Genomic DNA, 22,727 nt, shown 5'->3' with positions numbered 1-22,727 from the left:
CACATATTAAATCTTTACCAAGCATTACATTATAAATAAAACAATAAATGTTATTACTTATACAGCATTATTCTTAGGCGGAAAAAAGAACTGCAACGGTTTACTTCTAAAATATCTACAAATTGCTCTTGCCACTTGTCTTAACTCTGAGAGCGGAATATTTCTGGAACGAAATGCAAGCCCAAGTGATAAACTAAAACTAACCGTGAAATTGACTAAACCAATAAGTCCAATACCTAAAACTGACCATAAAAACACATCTCTGGTAACATAAAGATCGGCGCCATATAAACCCATAGCAAAGTTACCACTGGCAAAAGTAATGTGCCTGATGTCAATATTTAATCCAAAGAAAATCCCAATAAAAACGGTACTTCCCATAAAAACACCAAACCAAAAGTTAGAAATAATCCCTGCCCATTTTTTTTCATACAGTGAAGCCAATTTTTTCGTCCACTTTTTTCCTAAACTCAATTTAAGTAATGGATGTTCCTGAATACGATAGTAAATATGGTTGTGTTTGTCACGATTGGCGATACTACCTGCAATGATTCCTGATAAAAACAGAAAAACCCCGGCTATAGCGGCATGCAAAATTGCAGGAGAATAAATAGGATTCAGATCATTGATTAAAGTTGCGGATTTTTCCTGAGCAATATTATAGTGAAAAATTTGATCAATAGCCCAGATTCCGAATAATGAAACCGGAAAGGCAATGATTACGTTACCTACAAAGGCGATAAACTGGGAGCGGAATACCCTTGCAAAAAATATAGCAAACTCTTTGTACTTGTATTCTTTTTTGTCCTGCACTTTTTGCTTGAAACCTTCCTGCAAAGCTCTTACCAATGCAGAAGCTGTCATTGCCGGCTGTTTTGTTGCCAGTGTAAACCCAAGAATATAAATGATGATGAAGCCTATCGAATAATTCATACTGTACAAAAACATATGACCAAAACCACTGGCGTGTACTTTTCCTAAAAGGAGTTTGATAATACAAAGTATCCCAACAATAAAACCACCACCGGCTGCTGAAAAAAACATTTTATAATATTCTTTTCGGCTGTTTGTAATGTAATGTTCTCCTGTATTGGCTGTATGTTGGGTAATCTCGTAAGATAAAAGCTGGGTACTCTCATTAATTAGTTTCTGGATATTGTTTTTATCGCAGTTGTACTTAATCAGTTTATAAGAGAGGTAAATCGTGTTTCTTTTGGCGTCTTCCTCATTACCTTGTATTAAAAGCGGTAATAGGGATCTTAGGCGGTTAAGCTGTTGGCGAATTCGCAACAAACTTTGGTTTACATGCAGCGAAATCCCGAATTTATTACTGTTTTTAAAGGCTGTTTCGATATAATCTGTGCATTGTTTGTGCAGGATAATCAGTTGTTTATATCCTAAATCTTCTTCATTGATGGCATTATCCGCTGACGCCATCAGTTTCTCATTCATTAGCAACAATTCACGCTGAAAGGCAATAAAAGGACTTTCGAGGTTTTCATATTCTGGTACCATTCGTATTACATCTGTTTCCATCGCAGATCCGCAAATGCGGTAAGTAATAACTTCCATGGCAAAAACCAGTTCATTAAATGCTGAATTTTCGTCTCTGACTCCATAAATAGAATGAAATTTTAAGAGAGAAAATAATTGGAGGACTTGCTCCTGAGGTATTTTACTGATCCATAACAAATCTGTATTAGAAAAAAATACCTGATTTAGAATAAATTGCAATGTATCTTTTTCCGGCTGCTCTGGAATTAATTTGGCAAAAATTCTCTTGCGCACTTCAAAAAAGAAATTTGCATCCTGGAGAATACCTGCGTCAGAAAGGATTTTATTAAACTTTTTATTTTCTAAATTAGTACGGATACAATCCATTAATCCGTCACGATAATTTGGATTTTCCTGAAGCAGATAAATCAGTTGGGACAAATCGACTTCTGTTATTTTTTTTGGCTTTTTAGGACGAATTAAATTTACCAATTCTACCAGCAACTCTATATTTTCTATTTTAGATTTCCATAACTGTTCGTCATTAAAGTTTTTTTCGAAAAAATATTTTAATGTCATCTTTGGTTTTCTCCTCAATTTCATTTTATCAAATTTAATTATCACTGTTTTGTACAAATAAACACATTCTTTTTATTTAAAAACGTTTAAAAAGTATTGAATTAAGACATTTAAAATAATTCTTGATTATAGGTTCTGTGGAAAAGAATATTAGATAAAAAAACTGTCCGGAAATTATTCTCCGGACAGTTTTTATTTGATGATTTAATTATATCACTTTTTAATTAACATATAAATAACCACTTTTTTCTATTCCTGATCCTGTATTTGTTTTATATCGCAGGATATAAAAATAGGTTCCTTCTGGTACTACTTCTCCTTTTTTTATTGTTGTTCTTCCATCAGATATACCTCGAAAAACGTTATTATTTAATCCGTATCCATTGGCTTCATAGATTTTAACTCCCCAGCGATTATATATCTCTACTGTATTTTCCGGATAATGCTGTAATCCTTCTATTTTAAAGTAATCATTTAATCCGTCTCCATTGGCAGAAACTGCGTTATAAATCACTATTTCCGTAGGAACAACAGTTGCTTCTGCACGATTGTTGTCCGGATTAGGATCTACAGGGGTAGATGAACTTAAAAAAGCTATATTAAGATAATCTCCTGTTTCTAATACTTTTGCTGTTAGTGTCAACGTTTCAGTTTTTCCTGCATTTAAAACCGGAAGATTCCAGACACCAGTCGTATTATTATAATTACCGGATGTTGTGGTTGCTATTACATAACTATATCCTGATGGCAGCATTTCATTAATACTTATATTTTGAAAATCACTCGTTCCGATATTAGTAGCTGTTATAGTAAAAATTACGGGCTCTCCAATCGTTGGTGTCGGATTGTTCACTGCTTTCCCTATCGCGATATCTGAACAAACTGTTATTGCTATTGGAAAATGAATCGTTACAATTGGATTGCAATTAGAAGCATTGATAAACTCTACTCCTACTGAACCATTTCCTGCTGTTGTCCATGTAACCGTTACAAAATCATCATTTAATTGTCCTCCTGATTTAATTAGACCTCCTATAACAATCCAGTTATAATGAGACATAATCGCTGTGGTTCTATACGTTACCTCATCTCCCGCACATGCTGTGGTATTCCAACCAATAGTTTCTCCCGGTAAATCAGTTTTAACAAATGCTGTTACTGCCAAACGTGTTGTACTTTCGCAAGTTCCAGCTTTTAAAGATCCGTAATAAATTATTCCGTTTACCAAAGCTGTTCCTGATGGAATTATATTTCCTGCGTTTGCTGCATCATACCAGATAACATTGTTTTCATTGGTAATTAAACTGGCAATTGTAGCATTTTCAGCTGAACAAAATTCTTGCGAAAGATTTCCTGTTGGGGTTTCCGCATTATTTAATACTGCTGTTACTGCCAAACGTGTTATACTCTCACATGATCCCACTTTTAAAGATCCGTAATAGATTGTTCCGTTTACCAAAGCTGTTCCTGATGGAATTATATTTCCTGCGTTTGGTGCATCATACCAAATAACGTTATTTTCGTTGGTAGTTAAACTGGCAATTGTAGCATTTTCATCTGAACAAAATTCTTGCGAAGGATTTCCTGTTGGCGTTTCCGCATTATTTATTACTGCTGTTACTGCCAAACGTGTTGTACTTTCGCAAGTTCCCAATTTTAAAGATCCGTAATAAATTGCTCCGTTTACCAAAGCTGTTCCTGATGGAATTATACTTCCTGCATTTGCAGCATCATACCAAATAACATTATTTTCATTGGTAGTTAAACTGGCAATTGTAGCATTTTCATCTGAACAAAATTCTTGCGAAGAATTTCCTGTTGGGGTTTCCGCATTATTTATTACTGCTGTTACTGCCAAACGTGTTGTACTCTCACATGATCCCACTTTTAAAGATCCGTAATAAATTGTTCCGTTTACCAAAGCTGTTCCTGATGAAATTATATTTCCTGCATTTGCAGCATCATACCAAATAACATTATTTTCATTGGTAATTAAACTGGCAATTGTAGCATTTTCATCTGAACAAAATTCTTGCGAAGAATTTCCTGTTGGCGTTTCCGTATTATTTATTACTGCTGTTACTGCCAAACGTGTTGTACTCTCACATGATCCCACTTTTAAAGATCCGTAATAAATTGTTCCGTTTACCAAAGCTGTTCCTGATGGAATTATATTTCCTGCGTTTGCTGCATCGTGCCAAATAACATTGTTTTCGTTGGTAATTAAACTGGCAATTGTAGCATTTTCATCTGAACAAAATTCTTGCGAAGGATTTCCTGTTGGTGGTACTGTTTCATTTACAATCACCGTTACTGGCATACCTGCACCTTCACATATATGATCACTTTTAATGGTTACATAATATACACTTGTTACTAAAGGCCAGACATTATAAGTTGCACCAACAGCTAAAACATCTTTCAAAGCGGCATCACTGTACCAGGTAAATACAGGATTGATTACATTAGAACTACTGGCATTTAATGAAGCTGTTTCTCCCAAACAAATTGTTTGATTTTCGATCCTATTTATAGCTCCCTCGGGATTTACCTCAATAGTAAATACAACAGGCGTACCTGTACAGCCATCTGCAAAAGGTGTTACTGTAATAGTCGCAATTTCTGTAACATTCCCATCGTTAGTCGCTATAAAAGCAGGTATGTTTCCTGTACCAATAGCAGATAATCCAATTTTAGGATTGTCATTAGTCCAACTATAGGTTGTTCCTATTATGTTACTTTCAAAAATAATTTCTGAAACCGTCTTATTGTTACAAACCTTTTTATCATCCGGTTGTGTCAAAATTATATCAGGATTTACCGTAATAGTAAACGTAAATGATCCTGCTCCGCATACGGTTCCAATTGGATATACTGTTACGATTGCAGTTACCGGTGCTGTTCCTGTATTAACTGCTTTAAAAGAAGGCATATTAGGACTTGAAGTCCAATTATCTGTTAAACCAATACTCCAATCATCAACCCTCCAGACATAAGTAGTTCCCGGACTATTACTATCAAAATTAATACCTGGAAAAGTACATTGATTACCTGCTATTTGTGGAGCCGGTGGTGTTACAATCAGAGGAGGATAGATTCCTGCTGTTACAGCAAGACGAATTTCACTTTCGCAAAACGGATAAACATGTGATGCTGCGTAATAAGTTGTTCCATTAACCAACGGTGTATTTAGTGAAATAGACCTTCCGAATTCTGCACTATCATACCATTGAATATTAGTCCCATATACCACTAAATCTGCAACAGTAGCTGCTCCGCAAAAAGATTGATTTGTATCTCCTGTAGGTGTCTCCGGATTCGGATTTACAGTAAGTGTAATTTTTTTGGCTGTAGCTGGTGTATTAGCACAGATACCATCTCCACTCACCGTAACATAATAGCTTGTTGTAACCAATGGTCCTAAGATAATATAATCAGTAGTACCTATAACATTCGTCAGGGCATCATCATCATACCAGGTAAAAACCGGATTACTTATTGTAGTTTGAGCTATCATTTCAGCAGATGTTCCAGGACATAAAGTTAAACCAGATACACCTGTAATATCTGCTGCAACAGCATTTCGATTAATATTGACTGTTACTTCGAGTCGTGAATCGCTTACACATGTACCATTTTGTAATTCACCGTAGTATATTCTGCTGGTTAAAGCTGTAATAGCTGGTAAAGCTATACCTCCTGAGGGTGTTGTATACCAAACTACACCCGTTTCGTTAGTCATTAAGTCACCAACCGTTGCGTTTGCACTTGCACAAAATTCCTGAGTGTCAGGTCCTGTTGGTATCATTGGTGAGGGGTTTACTGATATAATTATTTCTTTGGCCGTACCCGGTAGATTTTCGCAGGCATCATCTCCTTGTACAGTAACATAATATGTTGTTGTTTCGGTTGGGGTTACACCATAATTTTCTCCTGTGGCAATTACGTTTGTCAAAGCAGCGTCACTATACCATGTAAATACAGGATTTACAACACTTGACATAACAAAGATATCAGCACTTTGTCCTTTACAAATTGACTGGCTAAGGCCTGTAATGTCAGCAGCAGTGGCTCTGTCATTTAATTGTGCCATTACTTCTAATCGTGTTTTTCCTTCGCAACCAAAGGAATATTCCCCTCCATACAAAGTACCTGCATAATACAATTGCCCGTCGACTAGAGGCGTATTCATAGGAATTGGCGCGTCTCCTATTGTTGGAGTGGCATACCAGGCTATATCTACGAGTGCATCAGTTACCAAATCAGATACAAGAGGAGTTGTTTCTTTACAGAATTTCTGAATCGCATCTCCGTTAGGTACAGGAGGCTCCGGAATAACCATCAGAGTAACTTCTGCAGCTGTACCCGGTAAGTTTTCGCACGCTTCGTCATCTGTTACGGTAACATAAAATGTATAGGTTTTAATTTCTGTGGGAGTAAATCTGTAATATGAATTTCCGCTATAAATCAAATTCTCTGCTCCTAATTCAGGTGAACTGTACCAATTGTACATTTTACCTGTAGTTGGATTAGGATATTTAAAAGCTGATAATAACATTTCATTTCCTAAATTACATGTCTTAGGATGCATCGGCATCTGATCTGCTGCTACTGATCGTCGCTTTACTTTTACTTCAATCTTATCTGTAACGGTACAACCCGAACGTGTGGTAACATTTACCGAATATTCTCCGGCTTGAGGATTAGTTACTACCAAATTATTTGAAGTTTGAGTACTTCCATCAGGCAATGTCCATATTGCGTTTGCTATTGGACCTATTGATTTAATAGATAAATTTAGTGAATCTGTATCACATAAAACATTAGTTCCTGTTATAACACTTCCTATGTTGCTGATGTAGTCCATCTTAAAAGAAGCTTCTAAAGCTGTTGGATAACACGCTGTTTCTACTTTTACCATATAATCACCCGCGGTAAGATTAGGGAAATCAGGCGAACTTTGTCCTGTTGCAGGATAATTGGTATCAGTTGCTTTTTTTAGGTAATACACCGGAGATGTGGCATTTTTAACTACAATACTCAATGTTCCGGTTGTAGATCCGGCACAAATTGCACCTCCTGAACCATTCATATCAAACACCGGAAACTCTGATTTTACATCTAATTCCCATGGTCCGCCAAATACTTTTGCTGGCGTATTATAATCTACAAGATTTATTTTATAAAGTCCTGTAATATCTCCTTTAAAAACTGCTGTCGCTGTTGAACGAAATGACATCAACCAGCTATAAGTACCATCTATTACTGCATTGGTTTGCGTATAACCTGAAGGTCCGTCAATTACTTTAAAGCTTATTTGAGGGACATTAAACATCGATTCAAAACTGGTGCTGGGATACGGTCTTAATAATCCTTGATTACTGATTGTATAATTAAACGTTTTTACATAACGATCGCAAGCAATTGGATCTGGGGTAATAGTTGAAGTAACAGAAATACTATTTATTACCCTGTCTAAGGTAGTGGTAAAAGTCCTGTCATAACATCCTGTTGCCGAAGTAACATGAACCGAATAATCCCCTACTTCCAGATTATCGCTAATAAATGCACCACTATAATTAAGCTTTGTGAAGGTTTTCTCCATATAAAACCCATTGGGTCCTGTAACTGCTACACTATAAGGCATTGGCATAAAATAATCTGCTTTGATACCAAGCTGACTTTTTCCAAAATTATTAAAATCGGCCATGCTGGCTAATTCGAGTGGTAATTCATCCTGATTATAGTAACGAAAGCTAGCTGGATCTATAAACACTTCTGTCCTTGAATTCAAATTTATCCATTGACCTCTTGTCACATTTACATAGGAAAACCTGTTTAATTCACTTCCGTTTATATCCGTAAGCTTTAAGGTATAGGTATTTCCAATGATTAACTGAGCCTCAAAGTCATTTTGGTTTGCTCCTGTTATCGTATATTGCTGTGGAGGCACTGCACCATTTTTTTCGGTAATGGTTAACGTAAGCGGATCACAAAAACCCGAAAATAGTGACAACCTCGATAATTTTACATACCCTGTTGGAGTACAAAGTGTACTTGCGGCATCATCAGCTAAATAAAATGTTAACCCTGCATTTGCAATAAGTTTTGGTAAAAATTCATTTTTTCGATAAGGAAAATCATAAATAGTAGACTTTTCAACTCCACAAATTGAAACCCATAAAGTCATTGGTTTCCATGTATTTATATCTAATGGCAAAGGTTGTTTATAGGCCTGAAGCTCGCTATATGTCATATAAGGTGTTTTGACACCATCATATTCTACTGCATACATTCTGGTTATTCCCGGCGCCTGAGATATCGGAAATGCATCATTACCCTTAATGACTGGAATTCCTCCCGAATAGCTAAAATCATAATAAGCATCTGTAACAGGATCACAGATGGTTCCTGCACCGCTATGAGTGACTTTAACATTATTGTCCCAATACCAATACATAGGTGTAGAAACTGTAAAATTATATACTATATTTCTTGCTATAACATGAGGGCTATTACTGTTTACAACAGTTCCGCAATTGTCTTTTACTCTTATTTTATAGGTACCCGGAGACATTGCCTGAAAACTATAACTACTATATGAGCTTTCTTCTCGCACGACAACATCATTAGTATCCAATACTGTTATGGTATAAGGTGTACTACCTCCATTGGGAACAACTGTTAATCTTGAACCGGGATCTGTATCAGTAGCACAATACGCCAATTGATTAGAATAAATACTGCTTATGGTTAATGTACTTCCGGATCCGTAATCTGGTACTATAACTTCTTTTGTGACTGGGATTGCTGCATTATTATCATCATATACTCCAACGGTATAAGTACCCGGAGCTAAGTTTAGAAAAACAGGGTCATCCTGAGGAACGCCTATTACGGATCTTTTTGTTGCCTTATAATTTACCAGTTCATATTGTACCCGTCCTGTTGTATTAGTAGCCGTTACGGTAATCGAACCATCATTTACACAAAACACAGGCGTGGTTACTGTGGTAAAATCGAGCCCTTGTGCGATTGCTGTTAAGGGTAGGAAGACAAAAAAAAGTAATAGTAATTTTATATTTTTCATAATTTAGATTTATTTGTTTTTGGTAAATAGGATAGCTTGGGACATCTTTACTTCCAACTACAAATTCATTAACGGAAATTTTTTGCAACAAAGAATTATGTCCGGGGATGTTCTAATTCTTGATTTTTTTATTACTTAGAAGTAACATTTATAAAGAACTTTAACTGTGATCTCATTTCTGATTTTACTTTGGAAAGATCCAGTAACAGAATATCTTCTATGATTTCCAGTTTTGTTTTTATCTCTTTATCAAATGTGCAGACAATCAAGGGCACGCCTCTTTTATAAATCCGTAGCAGATCGTATAATTCCTTGTCTGAATTAATGACAAACAACATAATTGTATAGTGGTCAATTACATTATCGAATTTTTTAAAATTTTTGTAGGCATCAAATGCCAGATCTTTTTTAAACTCGTACTTCAAAAATCTTGAAAAACAGTGCTGACTGTCGTATACAAGCGCTTTTCCCTTTTTCATAATCATCTAATTCACATTTTTATTCAAGAGAAGCCTGCTCATCCTTTTTCCCCAATCCTAAAAGGATGAGCTTTATTGTTTACCAATAAAATGACTTCTGATAAATTTATTTCCAGATTACATTGCTGTAATAACAAACTGGCTTCTTCTGTTTTGTTGGTGCTCTTCTTCAGAACATTCTACACCATCAGCACATTTATTTACTAAATGGGCTTCTCCATATCCTTTAGCAACTAATCTACTTTTGTCAATTCCGGATTTTACCATAAAATCTAAGGTAGATTGTGCTCTTTTTTGCGATAGTATAAGATTGTACGATTTAGAGGCACGACTATCAGTGTGCGATGCAACCTCAACTTTCATGGTAGGATATTGTTTCATTACCTCTACAACTTTGGTAATATCTAAGGCGGCATCAGGACGAATATTTGATTTATCCAAATCAAAATAAATCATCTCGATTGCAAATATTTTGGCTAAATCTGTTCCGACTGTAATTTTTTCGACATTCTTTTCTAAAGCAATATTTACCTCTGTTTTTTCTTTTTTGACTGGTAATGCCAACTTTTTTTCGGCGGTCAGATATTCTTCTTTCAGTACTCGTATGTAATATACTTTTCCACATTCTGCACTGTCATAACTAAAACTTCCTTTGTCATCAGTAGAAAGTTCTTTAACAACATTCATATGTTCATCGAGTATTATTACTTTGGCTCCAGCCAGAAGAGATTGTTTTTTTTTGTCTGTAACTGTTCCTGAAATTAATTGTTCACAAGACAATTTTCTGGTTTCAGTAAATCGGTAGATGTCATCAAAGCCTTTTCCTCCATCACGATTAGAAGAGAAATATCCTGTATTGGCAGTGGTGTTTATTACGAAAGCAAAATCATCCATTGGTCCGTTTATTGGAGTTCCTACATTAGAAACTTTTTCAAAACTTCCGTTTGAATTGATTTTACTTACAAAAACGTCTAAACCTCCTAATCCCGGGTGTCCGTTTGAGGAAAAATAGAGCTCATTTTGGGCAGATACAAACGGAAAAGTTTCCTTGCCTTCTGTATTGATTGTGTTTCCCAGATTTTCAAGTGTTCCATAAAGGTCATTGTTGTAAATGGCTACTTTAAAAATATCAGATTCTCCCAGGGTTCCGGGTCTGTTAGAAGCAAAATATAGTGTTTTTTCATCAGGACTTAATGCAGGATGTGCTGTACTGTATAAGTCACTATTAAAAGGAAGTTCTTTTACATTCGACCATCTTCCATTCTCAAAAGTTGCTTTGTACAGCTTTAGTAAAGTGGTTCCTTGTGCATCTTTTCCCTTTTTTCCATCATTATAATTGTTACGGGTAAAATACATTGTTTGTCCATCTTTGGTAAAAACAGGAGTAGCTTCATTAAATTTAGAATCAACAATATTCTTAAAATTCTGTACTTTATCTAAAGTGCCATTTTCATTTACTCTTGCTGTATACAAAGTAGAAAAAGCCTGATTGGTCCATTTTTGTATGTTTTTTGAAATTCCCCTTTGTTCGCGGGTACTTGCGAATACAATGTTATCTCCTAAAAACGAAGTTCCGTAATCTGATAATTCAGAATTTATATCGATATTTTCTATGACATAACGTCCTGAATTTTCTTTGATTTCAGCATAATAATCTTTGTTTGATTCATACAATTTCGCTCTTGAATCATTGCCATTTAATGTATTAAAGGCATCCAGTATTTTGTTGGCATTATTATAATCGCCTACTGATTTAAGGGTTTGCGAATAACGGTAATAATACTCGGGATCAAGGGTTTGATCGAGCAAAAAAAGTTCTGTATACCATTTGTTTGCCTGTTGTAACTGGCCATTAAAATAATAGGCATTTCCTAATTTCCGGAACAAATCAACTGATTTATATCCTTTATCCGCTACGTTTTCGTAAATTTTTATAGCATCAATATAAGCGAGTTGTTCATATTGCTTTTCTGCTTTCTTAATTTTGTTATTTTGAGCATAACTTTCTAATCCAACGACTAAAATTAAGGCACTCAATAGTATTTTTGATTTCATATTAAATATCTGTTTAGAAGAATCTTGGAGAAACAATCTTGTTGTATTTTTTGAACATTTCAAAGCGCAGGAAAATTTCATGTGAGCCTGAATTATAATTGGCTAATTTTGTTGTTTCGGCATCATAGGCATATCCTATAAATAATCCGTCGCTTACCTGAAAGCCTACTAATGCGCTTAATGCCGCACTCCAGCGATAAGCTACGCCGGCAGTAAATTTTTCGTTAAATAAAAAATTAGCAGATAAGTCAACCTGCAGCGGAGCTCCTTCGGTCATTTTAACCAATGCCGATGGTTTAAATTTTAAATTATAATCTAAATCAAAAACATGTCCTGCCATTAGGTAATAATGAACTTGTTCTCCTGCAAAAAATGTAGCGGAATCATTGTAGTTCACGGATCCGTCAAAATGTTTTGTCTGCAATAATGCCGGAGCCGAAAGTCCTATATAAGTATTGTCTGAATACAGGTAAATTCCTGCCCCTACATTGGGCGAGAATTTATTATCTATATTCTGCTGAAATCTTGCATCTGAGGGATCATAAATATCTAGTTTCGTATAATCAACGTTTATTAGATTCGCACTTCCTTTTACTCCAAATGCTAATTTGTATTGGTAAGAAACATCAATTGTATAGGATATATCCAGCGATAAATTTGTTTCGTCTGATGGGCCTATGCGATCATTAACCAGCGAGAAACCAAGGCCTAATCTCGAATTTTCTATTGGGGTATGCATGGAAAGTGTTCCTGTTTTTGGCGCTCCCTCTAATCCAACCCATTGGGTCCGATAGAGCCCAAAAATACTCATGACATCACGAGAACCGGCATATGCGGGATTTACAACAGTTGGATTGTACATATACTGTGTATATTGTGCGTCTTGTTGTGCGCTCATATAATTACTGGTGAGCACAATTATGATCAATAATCTTATGTTCTTTATATTCATTTTATTTTTTTTTGGAAGAATAATTGCAGTGCTTATTAATAGCTGTTAAAACACTACTTATAAATTCGTTTTTTAATTATCTTGATTTAGGTGCAGATAGCCTGTTCTCTCTTTGACGTTAGTTACTGTTTTATATTTTAGAATATAGAAGTAAGTTCCTGTTGGCAGACCAGCGCCTCTGTTTACGGTTGCACGTCCGTCTGAGAATCCTCTAAAAACACGATCACTTTCGTTATAACCATTGGTTTGATAAACTAAAACGCCCCATCGATTATAAATTTCAACAGTATTATCAGGGTATTTATCAATGCCTTTTATAATGAAGAAATCATTTTTATCATCTCCGTTTGGTGAGACAGCATTATAAACAATCAAATCATCTTTTTCCTCTGGAATTTTAACTACTCTGGCTACTGTAAAAATGCCATAACCTGAAACCTGTGCAGTAACCATTGTTTGTGCCACATCTGCAACACCACCTTCTGATATCCATTTTGCTGTGGCAGGATCCCATCTTACAATTTGTATTTGTGTGTCATTACTTTCTCCGTAGATGTATGATGGCGTAGTCTCCGGATTTAAAGTAAGAGAAAGAACAATTTTAGTAAGTCCGCTATCTTTAGTAATTTCCCAATATTCTTTATCATCTATTAATCGAATATTATCTTGCTTACTATTATGCGGATAAGCAGGATCTGAATTTTGTAAAAAATAATGTGAAGTATAGCTGTCTAAATTATCTGCCGAATTTGCATGTATAGAAGGACGATAATAATTGGCATCTCCAACAGGATATTCAAAAGCTGCTGTTCCAAGTTTTGTAACTCTGCCATCAACAAAGCTATTATTACTTGTATTAGAATGTACAGCATTACTTTCGAAAATTACTTTTCCGTTATAACTGTCAGCATCAATAATTCCTTTTTGAAAATTTGAATTACCGGAAACAGAAATATCTGTAGCCAATAAAAAAGGTGATGCCCCAGAGTTATTATTGAAAACAACATTTTTTAAACGGGTATATACGGCAGGTGAAGGTAAATCGCCGTCAATAATTTGTTCTTCGTTTCCTGTAAAATAAGTAGTTCCTTGTTGAGAAGGCGTAAAATAAACTTTTCCGTCGTTAGTCCAGTGGTTAAAAATATGTACCTGACCGTCGTTTATAAATTCTCCGCCAGAAGTGTTTTTAAAATCAAAATATACCGAAACTATAGTTCCGGGTGCTACTTTAATTTGATCCGGATTCAACAATTGAGCCTGTAGATTAGCTAAAGAGCAATAAAAAAGAAAGCAAAAAATTGTTGTTGTTTTTATAATGTGGTATTTTTTTTTCATATAAAATCAGTTTACTGTATCGATACAGGTTAAATAAATAGCATCGTCTGCATATCTAAGATTGTAATACATTGAAAGATTTAATTGGATAGCATTATTTACATTGCAAAGAGACAAAAAGCATTGTCCTTAATAAGTCAAAAAAACATCAGATTAAGACATTTTTTTGCCACGTGCTTATTATCTAAATAAAAAAAAAGATATTGGTATTAACCAAGTAAACAGAAATTAAAAACAAGATTAACAACACTTTACACTATTAATGACACGCAAAAATTAAGCACAGCCTTTTAATAAAGACTGTACTTAAATCCTTTTATTTTTTAGATAATAATTGTTTTACAGCATTTTTTAAATTTTCTAATTCTATTTGCTGATTCTTTTGTACTTGTTCTAATTCCTGCATTTTTTTATCTTTTAGCAAGATTTCATTCTGCTGTTCTTTAACAGCTTCAACAAGTACAGGGATAAGAGTTGTATACGAAACTGAGTAATATCCTTTATCATCGACTGTTACTGCCTCTGGTAAAACTGTTTCAATATCCTGAGCAATAACACCCAATTGGTGTTTGTTATCAAAAGTCATATCTTTAAATTCATCAGCTCTCCAGTTATAACCAACTCCATTTATTTTCATGATTTTATCTAACGCATTTACAATTGGCGTTATATCTTTTTTATATCTTCTGTCAGAAGTGGAATTCCAGGCAGATGTTCCGCCCGCAGCGCCGTTTACATAAAATCTATATGAATCATTTGTATCTGCCTGATTAATTGCCATACTATTATTAGTCCTGTTATAAACAAGGACTCTATTGGTAAAAATACCTCCACCACTTATGTGAGCCAGTTCGAAAAAATCATTGCCTCTTCCATTAAGTGATGATCCCATAACCCATCTGTCATTTGCTGCACTTCGAATAAAGTTTAATTCAGTTGTTCCACCGTAATTTCCTGATATGCTTCCACTATTAATATGCATAACAGTTCCTCTAATTACTCCTGCAACGTCTAATTTTTGACCTGCATCGAGCCTGCCAATACCTACATTACCATTATTAAGTACAGACACACGTTTATTATTTCCAGCCCAGAAATCTAATCCGCTTACATTACCATTAGCAGAAGTTGTTCTGTTAGAAGTTATACCTTCTCCGGAGGTACCAGGTCCAAAAAACAATCCTGTTCTTACGGTTCCGTCTCCTGTGGCTGTACCATCAATTTGTAACGTATTCGAAAACAAACCACTTCCTACTACAGATAATTCTTTTCCTGGAGTGGTTGTCCCAATTCCTAATCTGCCACTTTGCACGTCAAAAGTTGCAATAGTACTTTTTACGCCGGCAGTTACTCCATATATATCTAATCTGTTATTACCTGATGCTGCGGGGCTATTAAATTCCAATCCGCCTCCCCAGGTATTTTCTGCTCCAGCTTCCCAAAAACTGATTGCTCCTTGCGCATTAGCATTTGTATTACCTGTACCATTGCTAAGAAAATTCAATGTTGGTGTAACTGATCCTCCGATTAATTGATTACCACCAGAAACATTTAATCTATAGGTCGATGCAGCAGTAGTTCCGATACCGATATTCCCCATTTGATATATACTTTGAGTATTTGCGTTGGCTTCATTTATAGTTCCGGCTACCCTCCATGGTTCGTTAAGTGCTATAGTTGCAGGCGACCAATTTGTACCATTCCACGCTAAAACCTGATTAGAAGTTGGAGCGGCTGTATTTATTGGTCTGCCTTGTAATTGATTCGCATTCCATAGATTTGTTGTGTTTTGAGCTGATATTACATGATTTGTATTGTCAACGACTATACCTGTTCCGGCTGTATAAACCGGCGCAGAATTACCAGCGTCTCCTTTTGCTCCTGCCGGACCAGTTAATCCTATAGCACCAACATCTCCTTTGGGACCTTGAGTTCCAGTAGTTCCGGCTAATCCTGTCGCACCAACATCTCCTTTGGGACCAGCGGCTCCTGTCAATCCTATTGGACCTTGAGTTCCGGTAGTTCCAGGTAATCCTGTTGCACCAACATCTCCTTTGGGACCTTGAGTTCCAGTAGTTCCGGCTAATCCTGTCGCACCAACATCTCCTTTGGGACCAGCGGCTCCTGTCAATCCTATTGGACCTTGAGTTCCGGTAGTTCCAGGTAATCCTGTTGCGCCAACATCTCCTATTGGACCTTGAGCTCCTGCAGTTCCAGGTAATCCTGTTGCACCAACATCTCCTTTGGGACCTTGAGCTCCTGCAGTTCCAGCTAATCCTGTCGCGCCAACATCTCCTTTGGGACCTTGTGCTCCTGCAGTTCCAGCTAATCCTGTCGCGCCAACATCTCCTTTGGGACCAGCGGCTCCTGTCAATCCTATTGGACCTTGAGTTCCGGTAGCTCCAACATCACCTTTTGGGCCTGCAACTCCGTCAGTTCCGGCTAGACCTTGTGGTCCAACTGCTCCATCTGTTCCAGCAATTCCTTGAGGTCCAACTGCCCCATCAATACCATTTGTTCCGTCAACTCCAGGTAATCCCTGAGATCCTGTAGCTCCATCAACTCCATTTGTTCCTGCAATTCCCTGCGGTCCAACTGCCCCATCAATACCATTTGTTCCTGCAATTCCTTGTGGTCCAGTTAATCCAACTAATTGTTCTGGTGTAAAATCTTCATATTTAAAATCTTTTCCATCAATACCATTTGATCCGTCAGTTCCGGCTAGACCTTGTGGTCCAACTGCTCCATCTGTTCCTGCAATTCCTTGAGGTCCTGCAGCTCCATCAATACCATTTGTTCCTGCAATTCCTTGCGGTCCAACTGCTCCATCTGTTCCAGCAATTCCTTGAGGTCCAACTGCCCCATCAATACCATTTGTTCCGTCAACTCCAGGTAATCCCTGAGATCCTGTAGCTCCATCAACTCCATTTGTTCCTGCAATTCCCTGCGGTCCAGTTAATCCAACTAATTGTTCTGGTGTAAAATCTTCATACTTAAAATCTTTTCCATCAATACCGTTTGTTCCATTTGATCCGTCAACTCCGGCTAGACCTTGTGGTCCAACTGCCCCATCTGTTCCTGCGATTCCTTGTGGTCCTGCAACTCCATCAATACCATTTGTTCCGTCAACTCCTGCTAATCCTTGAGATCCTCTCGCTCCATCAATACCATTTGTTCCTGCAATTCCTTGTGGTCCTGTTAAACCAACTAATTGTTCTGGTGTAAAATCTTCATATTTGAAATCTTTTCCATCAAGACCGTTTGTTCCATTTGATCCAGCTACACCTTGTGCTCCATCTGTTCCTGCGATTCCTTGTGGTCCTGCAACTCCATCAACTCCATTTGTTCCGTCAACTCCAGGTAATCCCTGAGATCCTCTCGCTCCATCAATACCATTTGTTCCTGCAATTCCCTGAGGTCCAACTGCTCCATCAATACCATTTGTTCCTGCAATTCCTTGTGGTCCCGTTAAACCAACTAATTGTTCTGGTGTAAAATCTTCATACTTAAAATCTTTTCCATCAAGACCGTTTGTTCCACTTGATCCGTCAACTCCGGCTAGACCTTGCGGTCCAACTGCTCCATCTGTTCCTGCGATTCCTTGTGGTCCTGCAGCTCCATCAATACCATTTGTTCCTGCAATTCCTTGAGGTCCCGTTAATCCAACTAATTGTTCTGGTGTAAAATCTTCATATTTAAAATCTTTTCCATCAAGACCATTTGCGCCATTTGATCCGTCAGTTCCTGCAATTCCCTGAGGTCCTGCAGCTCCATCAATACCATTTGTTCCGTCAACTCCGGGTAATCCCTGAGATCCTGTAGCTCCATCAACTCCATTTGTTCCTGCAATTCCTTGTGGTCCTGTAGCTCCATCAACTCCATTTGTTCCTGCAATTCCCTGCGGTCCAGTTAATCCAACTAATTGTTCTGGTGTAAAATCCTCATACTTAAAATCTTTTCCATCAATACCGTTTGTTCCACTTGATCCGTCAACTCCGGCTAGACCTTGCGGTCCAACTGCTCCATCTGTTCCTGCGATTCCTTGTGGTCCTGCAGCTCCATCAATACCATTTGTTCCGTCAACTCCGGGTAATCCCTGAGATCCTGTAGCTCCATCAATACCATTTGTTCCTGCAATTCCTTGAGGTCCTACAGCTCCATCAAGACCATTTGTTCCCGAGATTCCTTGTGGTCCCGTTAATCCAACTAATTGTTCTGGTGTAAAATCTTCATATTTAAAATCTTTTCCATCAAGACCGTTTGTTCCATTTGATCCGTCAGTTCCGGTTAGACCTTGTGGTCCTGTTAAACCAACTAATTGTTCTGGTGTAAAATCTTCATACTTAAAATCTTTTCCATCAAGACCATTTGTACCATCAACTCCAGGATTTCTTATTTGCATAGTATTAGCCATTAATTATTAAAATGAAATATTAATTCTCAAAACCAATATGTTAAAGCACTTAATACCTTCAAAATCGTTAAAGAAATGATAGATATTTATAACATACTTAGCTTTAATGCATAACATAAATAATTTATGGTACAAAGGAAATTAATCCGCTATCCACTAAACGTCAAAAAAATAACACATTAAGACATAATTACAGTTTATGATAGATAATTGCTAACCGAAAAGAAAAGCAGCATTTGTAAAATGTGAATTATTTACCATTTTAACATTATAAACAAGTATTACCTATAGTATGTCTAGCAGAAAAAGAAAAGCACATTAGAAGGCTTTATATTTTGCTATTTCTTTTTTCTAAAAAATACAATTAGCAGTAGAAAATCAGTAAAACCACCATAGGCTACTTATACAAATCATTGACATACAAGACAAAAAAACAAAAAACTTGTCGTTTCAATCACCTGACAAAAAAATTAAAGTATTATTCTTATCTCTAAACTTCTATCATTTTACCTTAACAGAAAAAACCTAATAGCTAAATTTATTTAGTTATTAGGTTTTGTTGATTTCTCCAAAAATCTCAAGAACAATAATAGCAACACTTTTTAATTCATAATAAGGAATACTTGTTTAGGTTATAATTTCGATTAAACAGATAACAAAGTAAGGTGATTTTTTTATCCATCGAGGTCATATAAATACCATATTAAGACACATTATTATTCAGATTTTAATTGGTTTTTCTCAATTTTCAATAATTTGAGCTTATAAAATCTTCACACGGTTTTCTTTTAAACTGTTGAAAGTACACCATAGTAAGTAAACTTGTCTTTGTATACCCTAATTCCCTTGCTATATCTGATATTTTTTCAAAATTTTCGCTTTTAAGGAGCTCGTTGGCTAAAATCATTTTTTCTCTCAAAAAAAAGTGTTTAGGAGTACTAACAAACATCTTTTTAAATAAAAATTTAAACTTTGTAACTGACATTCCAGCAATTTCGGCCAAAAACACAACTCCGGGAAATGCACTAAATAAATTATTCAATAAATATTCCTTAGCCAGATTTAAAGCCTCAACTTCTTTTTCGGAAATGTGATGAAGCATTGGAGTAAGGTTAGAATATCGATCAATAAACTTTGCAAGCAATCTTAAACTTACTCCTTTTAAATAAATTTCGAATGCAGGATCTAAGAATGATTTGTTTTTTATCGCATGCATAATCAACTTGCTTTTACTATCGATATGATCGTAAAAAAACAGCGTATTTTTGTCACTTTTTATTTTTCGTTTAACACTGTTTTCTTCATCTGCATTAGCAATCGATGTACTTAATAAATCTTTGGTAACCATTAGCCTCATTGCAAAAACACGCTCACCAATTACGGGCTGAAAAACATTTTCGATCGCATTATCAAAAACCCCAAGTCCCAGATTGGCTTTATATCCAATACTGTGTTTGACACCATCAATATAGATCAGATTCATCTCATCGCTAAAATCATAATGTATAATGAATAAATTATTATCTGATTTAAGTCTTCTTAAATGAATATTTTGATTAAATGTTATATCTAAAAGCACAACCGAAAGTCCGGGCGTTATTGTTGTGAAAAAAAATCCGCCATCGGCAAATTCTTTTGGTATAATCAGTAATTTTTCATCAATTAATTCTACTCCAAATTGCCCTGCAAGTTCCCTTAGCCATTCTGAGGATAAAGAGTATCTGTGGTTAATTTCAATCATCATTTTAAATGTTTAATAAAGATTTCTCAAGACATTTAAAGAATCTTACAGCCCATAAAAAAACAGGACTATTGCTAATAAATTAAAGTATGAGAAAGCGGGACAATAGTTTATTGTACAGCTTTAATGGGTAAATTATCCAGAAGAAAAAAAGGAAAATTGAGGTATGAAAATGATTTGCTATTGATGGAAATAACATAAAATCATATTCAAATTTAAAATCTTACCAAAATTACCGGAACATAATAATTTCAATAAAAACATTCTATAACTCAATTGTAAATAAATTTTCAGAAGGTATTTTCGACCTTAATCTTACTAAATAATTATGATGCAAATAGAAGTAAACTTTTAGCCTGAATACGTCATATAAATATCATAATAAGACATTTTTAAGACTACTGTAAAAATAAATGTGAAGTGTTTGCTGTTTAGATTAACAGCCGAAATATCCTTTAATGAATTGAAAAGGACTTGATACAAATAAAAACTTATATGCAATATTAAAATTCTGATTTTAAAAAATCATCCGCAGGTTTTCTCCCAAATTGCCGGGAATATGTAAAAGAGAACTTGCTTACTTTGACATAATTTAATTTATGGGCAATCTCTGATATATCATTAAAATTTTCGCTTTTAAGAAACTCATTGGCCAAAATCATTTTTTGTCTTGTAAAAAAATGGTTGGGTGTGGTGGTAAAAATTTTTCTAAATAAATACTTATATTTTGTAACTGACATTCCTGACATCTCTGCCAACATATCTACTCCGGGAAATCCGTGAAGCAAATTGCCCAGCATAAAATTCTTTGTCAGGTCTAAAGCTGTAACTTCTTTTTCAGGTATATGATGCAGCATTTGAGCAAGATTAGAATATCGATCAATAAACTTCGCCAACAATCTCAAACTAACTCCCTGTAAATAAATTTCGAACGCAGGATCTAAAAAAGATTTGTTTTTTATAGCGTGCATTATGAGCTTGCTTTTACTATCGATATGATCATAAAAAAACAGTGTATTTTTATCACTTTTAATTTTACGTTTATTATCGCTTTTTTTGTTTTTATTGTTGATCGAAACACTTAATAACTCTTTAGTCACCAATAAACGTAACGCAAAAACGCGCTCACCAACAACGGGCTGAAAAATATTTTCGATAGCATTATCTACAACTCCTAATCCCAGATTAGCCTTATATCCTATTTTGTGTTTTACGCCATCGATATGAATTAGATTTATTTCATCGCTAAAATCATAATGTATGATATATAAATCATTATCTGATCGAAGTCTTCTGATTTGAATAGGTTCCTTAAAAGTTAAATCTAAAAGCACAGCCGAAAGACCGGGTGAAACTTGTGTAAAGAAAAAGCCACCTTCAGCCAGTTCTGGCATTATTGTTAATCTTCCGTCAATTACCTCCGCTCCTTCTCCTAGCTGTTCTACATTATCGTAGAGCCATTCAGAAGTGAGAGAATATATATGACGAACCTCTTTCATTATTCAAGTTGTTTGACAAAATCCTTTGGTGACATTCCGAAAAATTCTCTGAACTTTACAGCAAAGTAGGAACTATTCGTAAAACTTAAGCTATCAGAAACCTCTGCAATATTTAGTTGTCTCTCTTGCAAAAGCCGTTTTGCTTCAACAAGTTTATTGTTTAAGAAGAATGAATTTGGCGTCATTCCGGTAATTTTTTTAAACAGACTTTTATATTTAGACTCAGACATATTCGCCTGTTGCGACAGAAATTCGATACTGGGAAATAGTTGATTCAGATTTTCTACTAAATAAGATTGAGACTTTATAATAACCGATAAATCATTTTCATTGATCTTATCAATTACAATTTCTTCAAAAGTCATTTTTTCGATGTACTCCGCTAATAAATTTTGAACCGTTCCTCTTAAATATAAGTCAAAAACTGTTCCTCCAACTTCATGACTTCTCAAATTCGTTAAAAGATTATAACTGTCGTTACTCATTCTCGTAAACTTAACGATAGTATTTAGTTCAGGGTTAAGAATTTCGTCAGCATGTTCTTTTAGAGAGGGATTATCCTGAAAATATTCTTTTATCAGATCCTTTTTTATAAAAATGCAAAGAGCAAAAGTTTTACTGCCTGCTTTAACAATATAATCTGAAGATAAAGTACTGTCTAAAATTGCCAAATTGTAATTCCATCTCCCAATCGGATTCGCTACATCATCAGATAATAAAACAGCTTCTCCTTCTGTAAGATTGTAATAAAGCCCAATAAAATCATCTGTTTTGTTTTCTTGCCTTAAATGAATTTCTGAATTGTACACAACGTCTATATACATAACCGAGATACTTGAACCCAGACCTAAAAAATATCTGTCTCCGGTATGAATATGATCCGGCACTACAATAAAATTGCCTTCAACCTTTCCTTCAAGTTCTAAAGTTAATGGTTCAACCCAATCCAATTCTACTCCGTAATGATGCGTAATTTTTTTCATTCTTAAATTAAAATGTTTTTTGGTATAATTCTTACTAACAAAAATAAATGTTTTTTTATACACTTCTTCTATACATCTGTTATTATCGCCAATTAAATAAAATTTA

The 22,727-nt window shown here is 35.4% G+C and carries 10 protein-coding genes; all 10 read right to left on the bottom strand.

Going from position 1 to position 22,727, the window contains the following annotated elements:
• Nucleotides 1-57: 57 nt before the first annotated feature.
• Nucleotides 58-2,097 carry a site-specific recombinase gene (locus tag QLQ94_RS15910; protein ID WP_271336870.1) on the bottom strand — a complete coding sequence of 680 codons (2,040 nt, stop codon included), beginning with the start codon at nt 2,095-2,097 and terminating at the stop codon, nt 58-60.
• 196 nt (nt 2,098-2,293) lie between these two features.
• Nucleotides 2,294-9,163 (bottom strand): Ig-like domain-containing protein, encoded by a 6,870-nt coding sequence (locus QLQ94_RS15905; protein WP_271336869.1) that lies wholly within the window; start codon nt 9,161-9,163, stop codon nt 2,294-2,296.
• A 131-nt stretch (nt 9,164-9,294) separates the two neighbouring features.
• A complete protein-coding gene (locus QLQ94_RS15900) occupies nt 9,295-9,648 on the bottom strand; it encodes a hypothetical protein (protein ID WP_482497772.1) in 354 nt (117 codons plus the stop codon).
• A 111-nt stretch (nt 9,649-9,759) separates the two neighbouring features.
• Nucleotides 9,760-11,697 (bottom strand): OmpA family protein, encoded by a 1,938-nt coding sequence (locus QLQ94_RS15895; RefSeq protein WP_271336867.1) that lies wholly within the window; start codon nt 11,695-11,697, stop codon nt 9,760-9,762.
• A gap of 13 nt (nt 11,698-11,710) precedes the next feature.
• Complete coding sequence (locus tag QLQ94_RS15890; protein WP_271336865.1) at nt 11,711-12,649, bottom strand: PorP/SprF family type IX secretion system membrane protein; 939 nt, start codon at nt 12,647-12,649, stop codon at nt 11,711-11,713.
• 72 nt (nt 12,650-12,721) lie between these two features.
• Nucleotides 12,722-13,984 carry a T9SS type B sorting domain-containing protein gene (locus QLQ94_RS15885; RefSeq protein ID WP_482497770.1) on the bottom strand — a complete coding sequence of 421 codons (1,263 nt, stop codon included), beginning with the start codon at nt 13,982-13,984 and terminating at the stop codon, nt 12,722-12,724.
• A 316-nt stretch (nt 13,985-14,300) separates the two neighbouring features.
• Complete coding sequence (locus QLQ94_RS15880; protein ID WP_482497768.1) at nt 14,301-18,386, bottom strand: tail fiber domain-containing protein; 4,086 nt, start codon at nt 18,384-18,386, stop codon at nt 14,301-14,303.
• A gap of 760 nt (nt 18,387-19,146) precedes the next feature.
• Nucleotides 19,147-20,142 (bottom strand): helix-turn-helix domain-containing protein, encoded by a 996-nt coding sequence (locus QLQ94_RS15875; protein WP_271336862.1) that lies wholly within the window; start codon nt 20,140-20,142, stop codon nt 19,147-19,149.
• 500 nt (nt 20,143-20,642) lie between these two features.
• Complete coding sequence (locus QLQ94_RS15870; RefSeq protein ID WP_271336861.1) at nt 20,643-21,638, bottom strand: helix-turn-helix domain-containing protein; 996 nt, start codon at nt 21,636-21,638, stop codon at nt 20,643-20,645.
• Complete coding sequence (locus QLQ94_RS15865; RefSeq protein WP_271336860.1) at nt 21,638-22,621, bottom strand: helix-turn-helix transcriptional regulator; 984 nt, start codon at nt 22,619-22,621, stop codon at nt 21,638-21,640. Before QLQ94_RS15865 ends, QLQ94_RS15870 begins: the two co-directional genes overlap by 1 nt.
• Nucleotides 22,622-22,727: the final 106 nt, after the last annotated feature.

It is taken from the genome of Flavobacterium sp. B114r (assembly GCF_056824125.1).
This window is presented reverse-complemented; position numbering and strand designations above follow the sequence as displayed.

Coding starts and splice junctions, on each gene's coding strand:
- QLQ94_RS15910 (WP_271336870.1), bottom strand. CDS start 2,097: ATGAAATTGAGGAGAAAACCAAAGATGACATTAAAATATTTTTTCGAA.
- QLQ94_RS15905 (WP_271336869.1), bottom strand. CDS start 9,163: ATGAAAAATATAAAATTACTATTACTTTTTTTTGTCTTCCTACCCTTA.
- QLQ94_RS15900 (WP_482497772.1), bottom strand. CDS start 9,648: ATGATTATGAAAAAGGGAAAAGCGCTTGTATACGACAGTCAGCACTGT.
- QLQ94_RS15895 (WP_271336867.1), bottom strand. CDS start 11,697: ATGAAATCAAAAATACTATTGAGTGCCTTAATTTTAGTCGTTGGATTA.
- QLQ94_RS15890 (WP_271336865.1), bottom strand. CDS start 12,649: ATGAATATAAAGAACATAAGATTATTGATCATAATTGTGCTCACCAGT.
- QLQ94_RS15885 (WP_482497770.1), bottom strand. CDS start 13,984: ATGAAAAAAAAATACCACATTATAAAAACAACAACAATTTTTTGCTTT.
- QLQ94_RS15880 (WP_482497768.1), bottom strand. CDS start 18,386: ATGCAAATAAGAAATCCTGGAGTTGATGGTACAAATGGTCTTGATGGA.
- QLQ94_RS15875 (WP_271336862.1), bottom strand. CDS start 20,142: ATGATGATTGAAATTAACCACAGATACTCTTTATCCTCAGAATGGCTA.
- QLQ94_RS15870 (WP_271336861.1), bottom strand. CDS start 21,638: ATGAAAGAGGTTCGTCATATATATTCTCTCACTTCTGAATGGCTCTAC.
- QLQ94_RS15865 (WP_271336860.1), bottom strand. CDS start 22,621: ATGAAAAAAATTACGCATCATTACGGAGTAGAATTGGATTGGGTTGAA.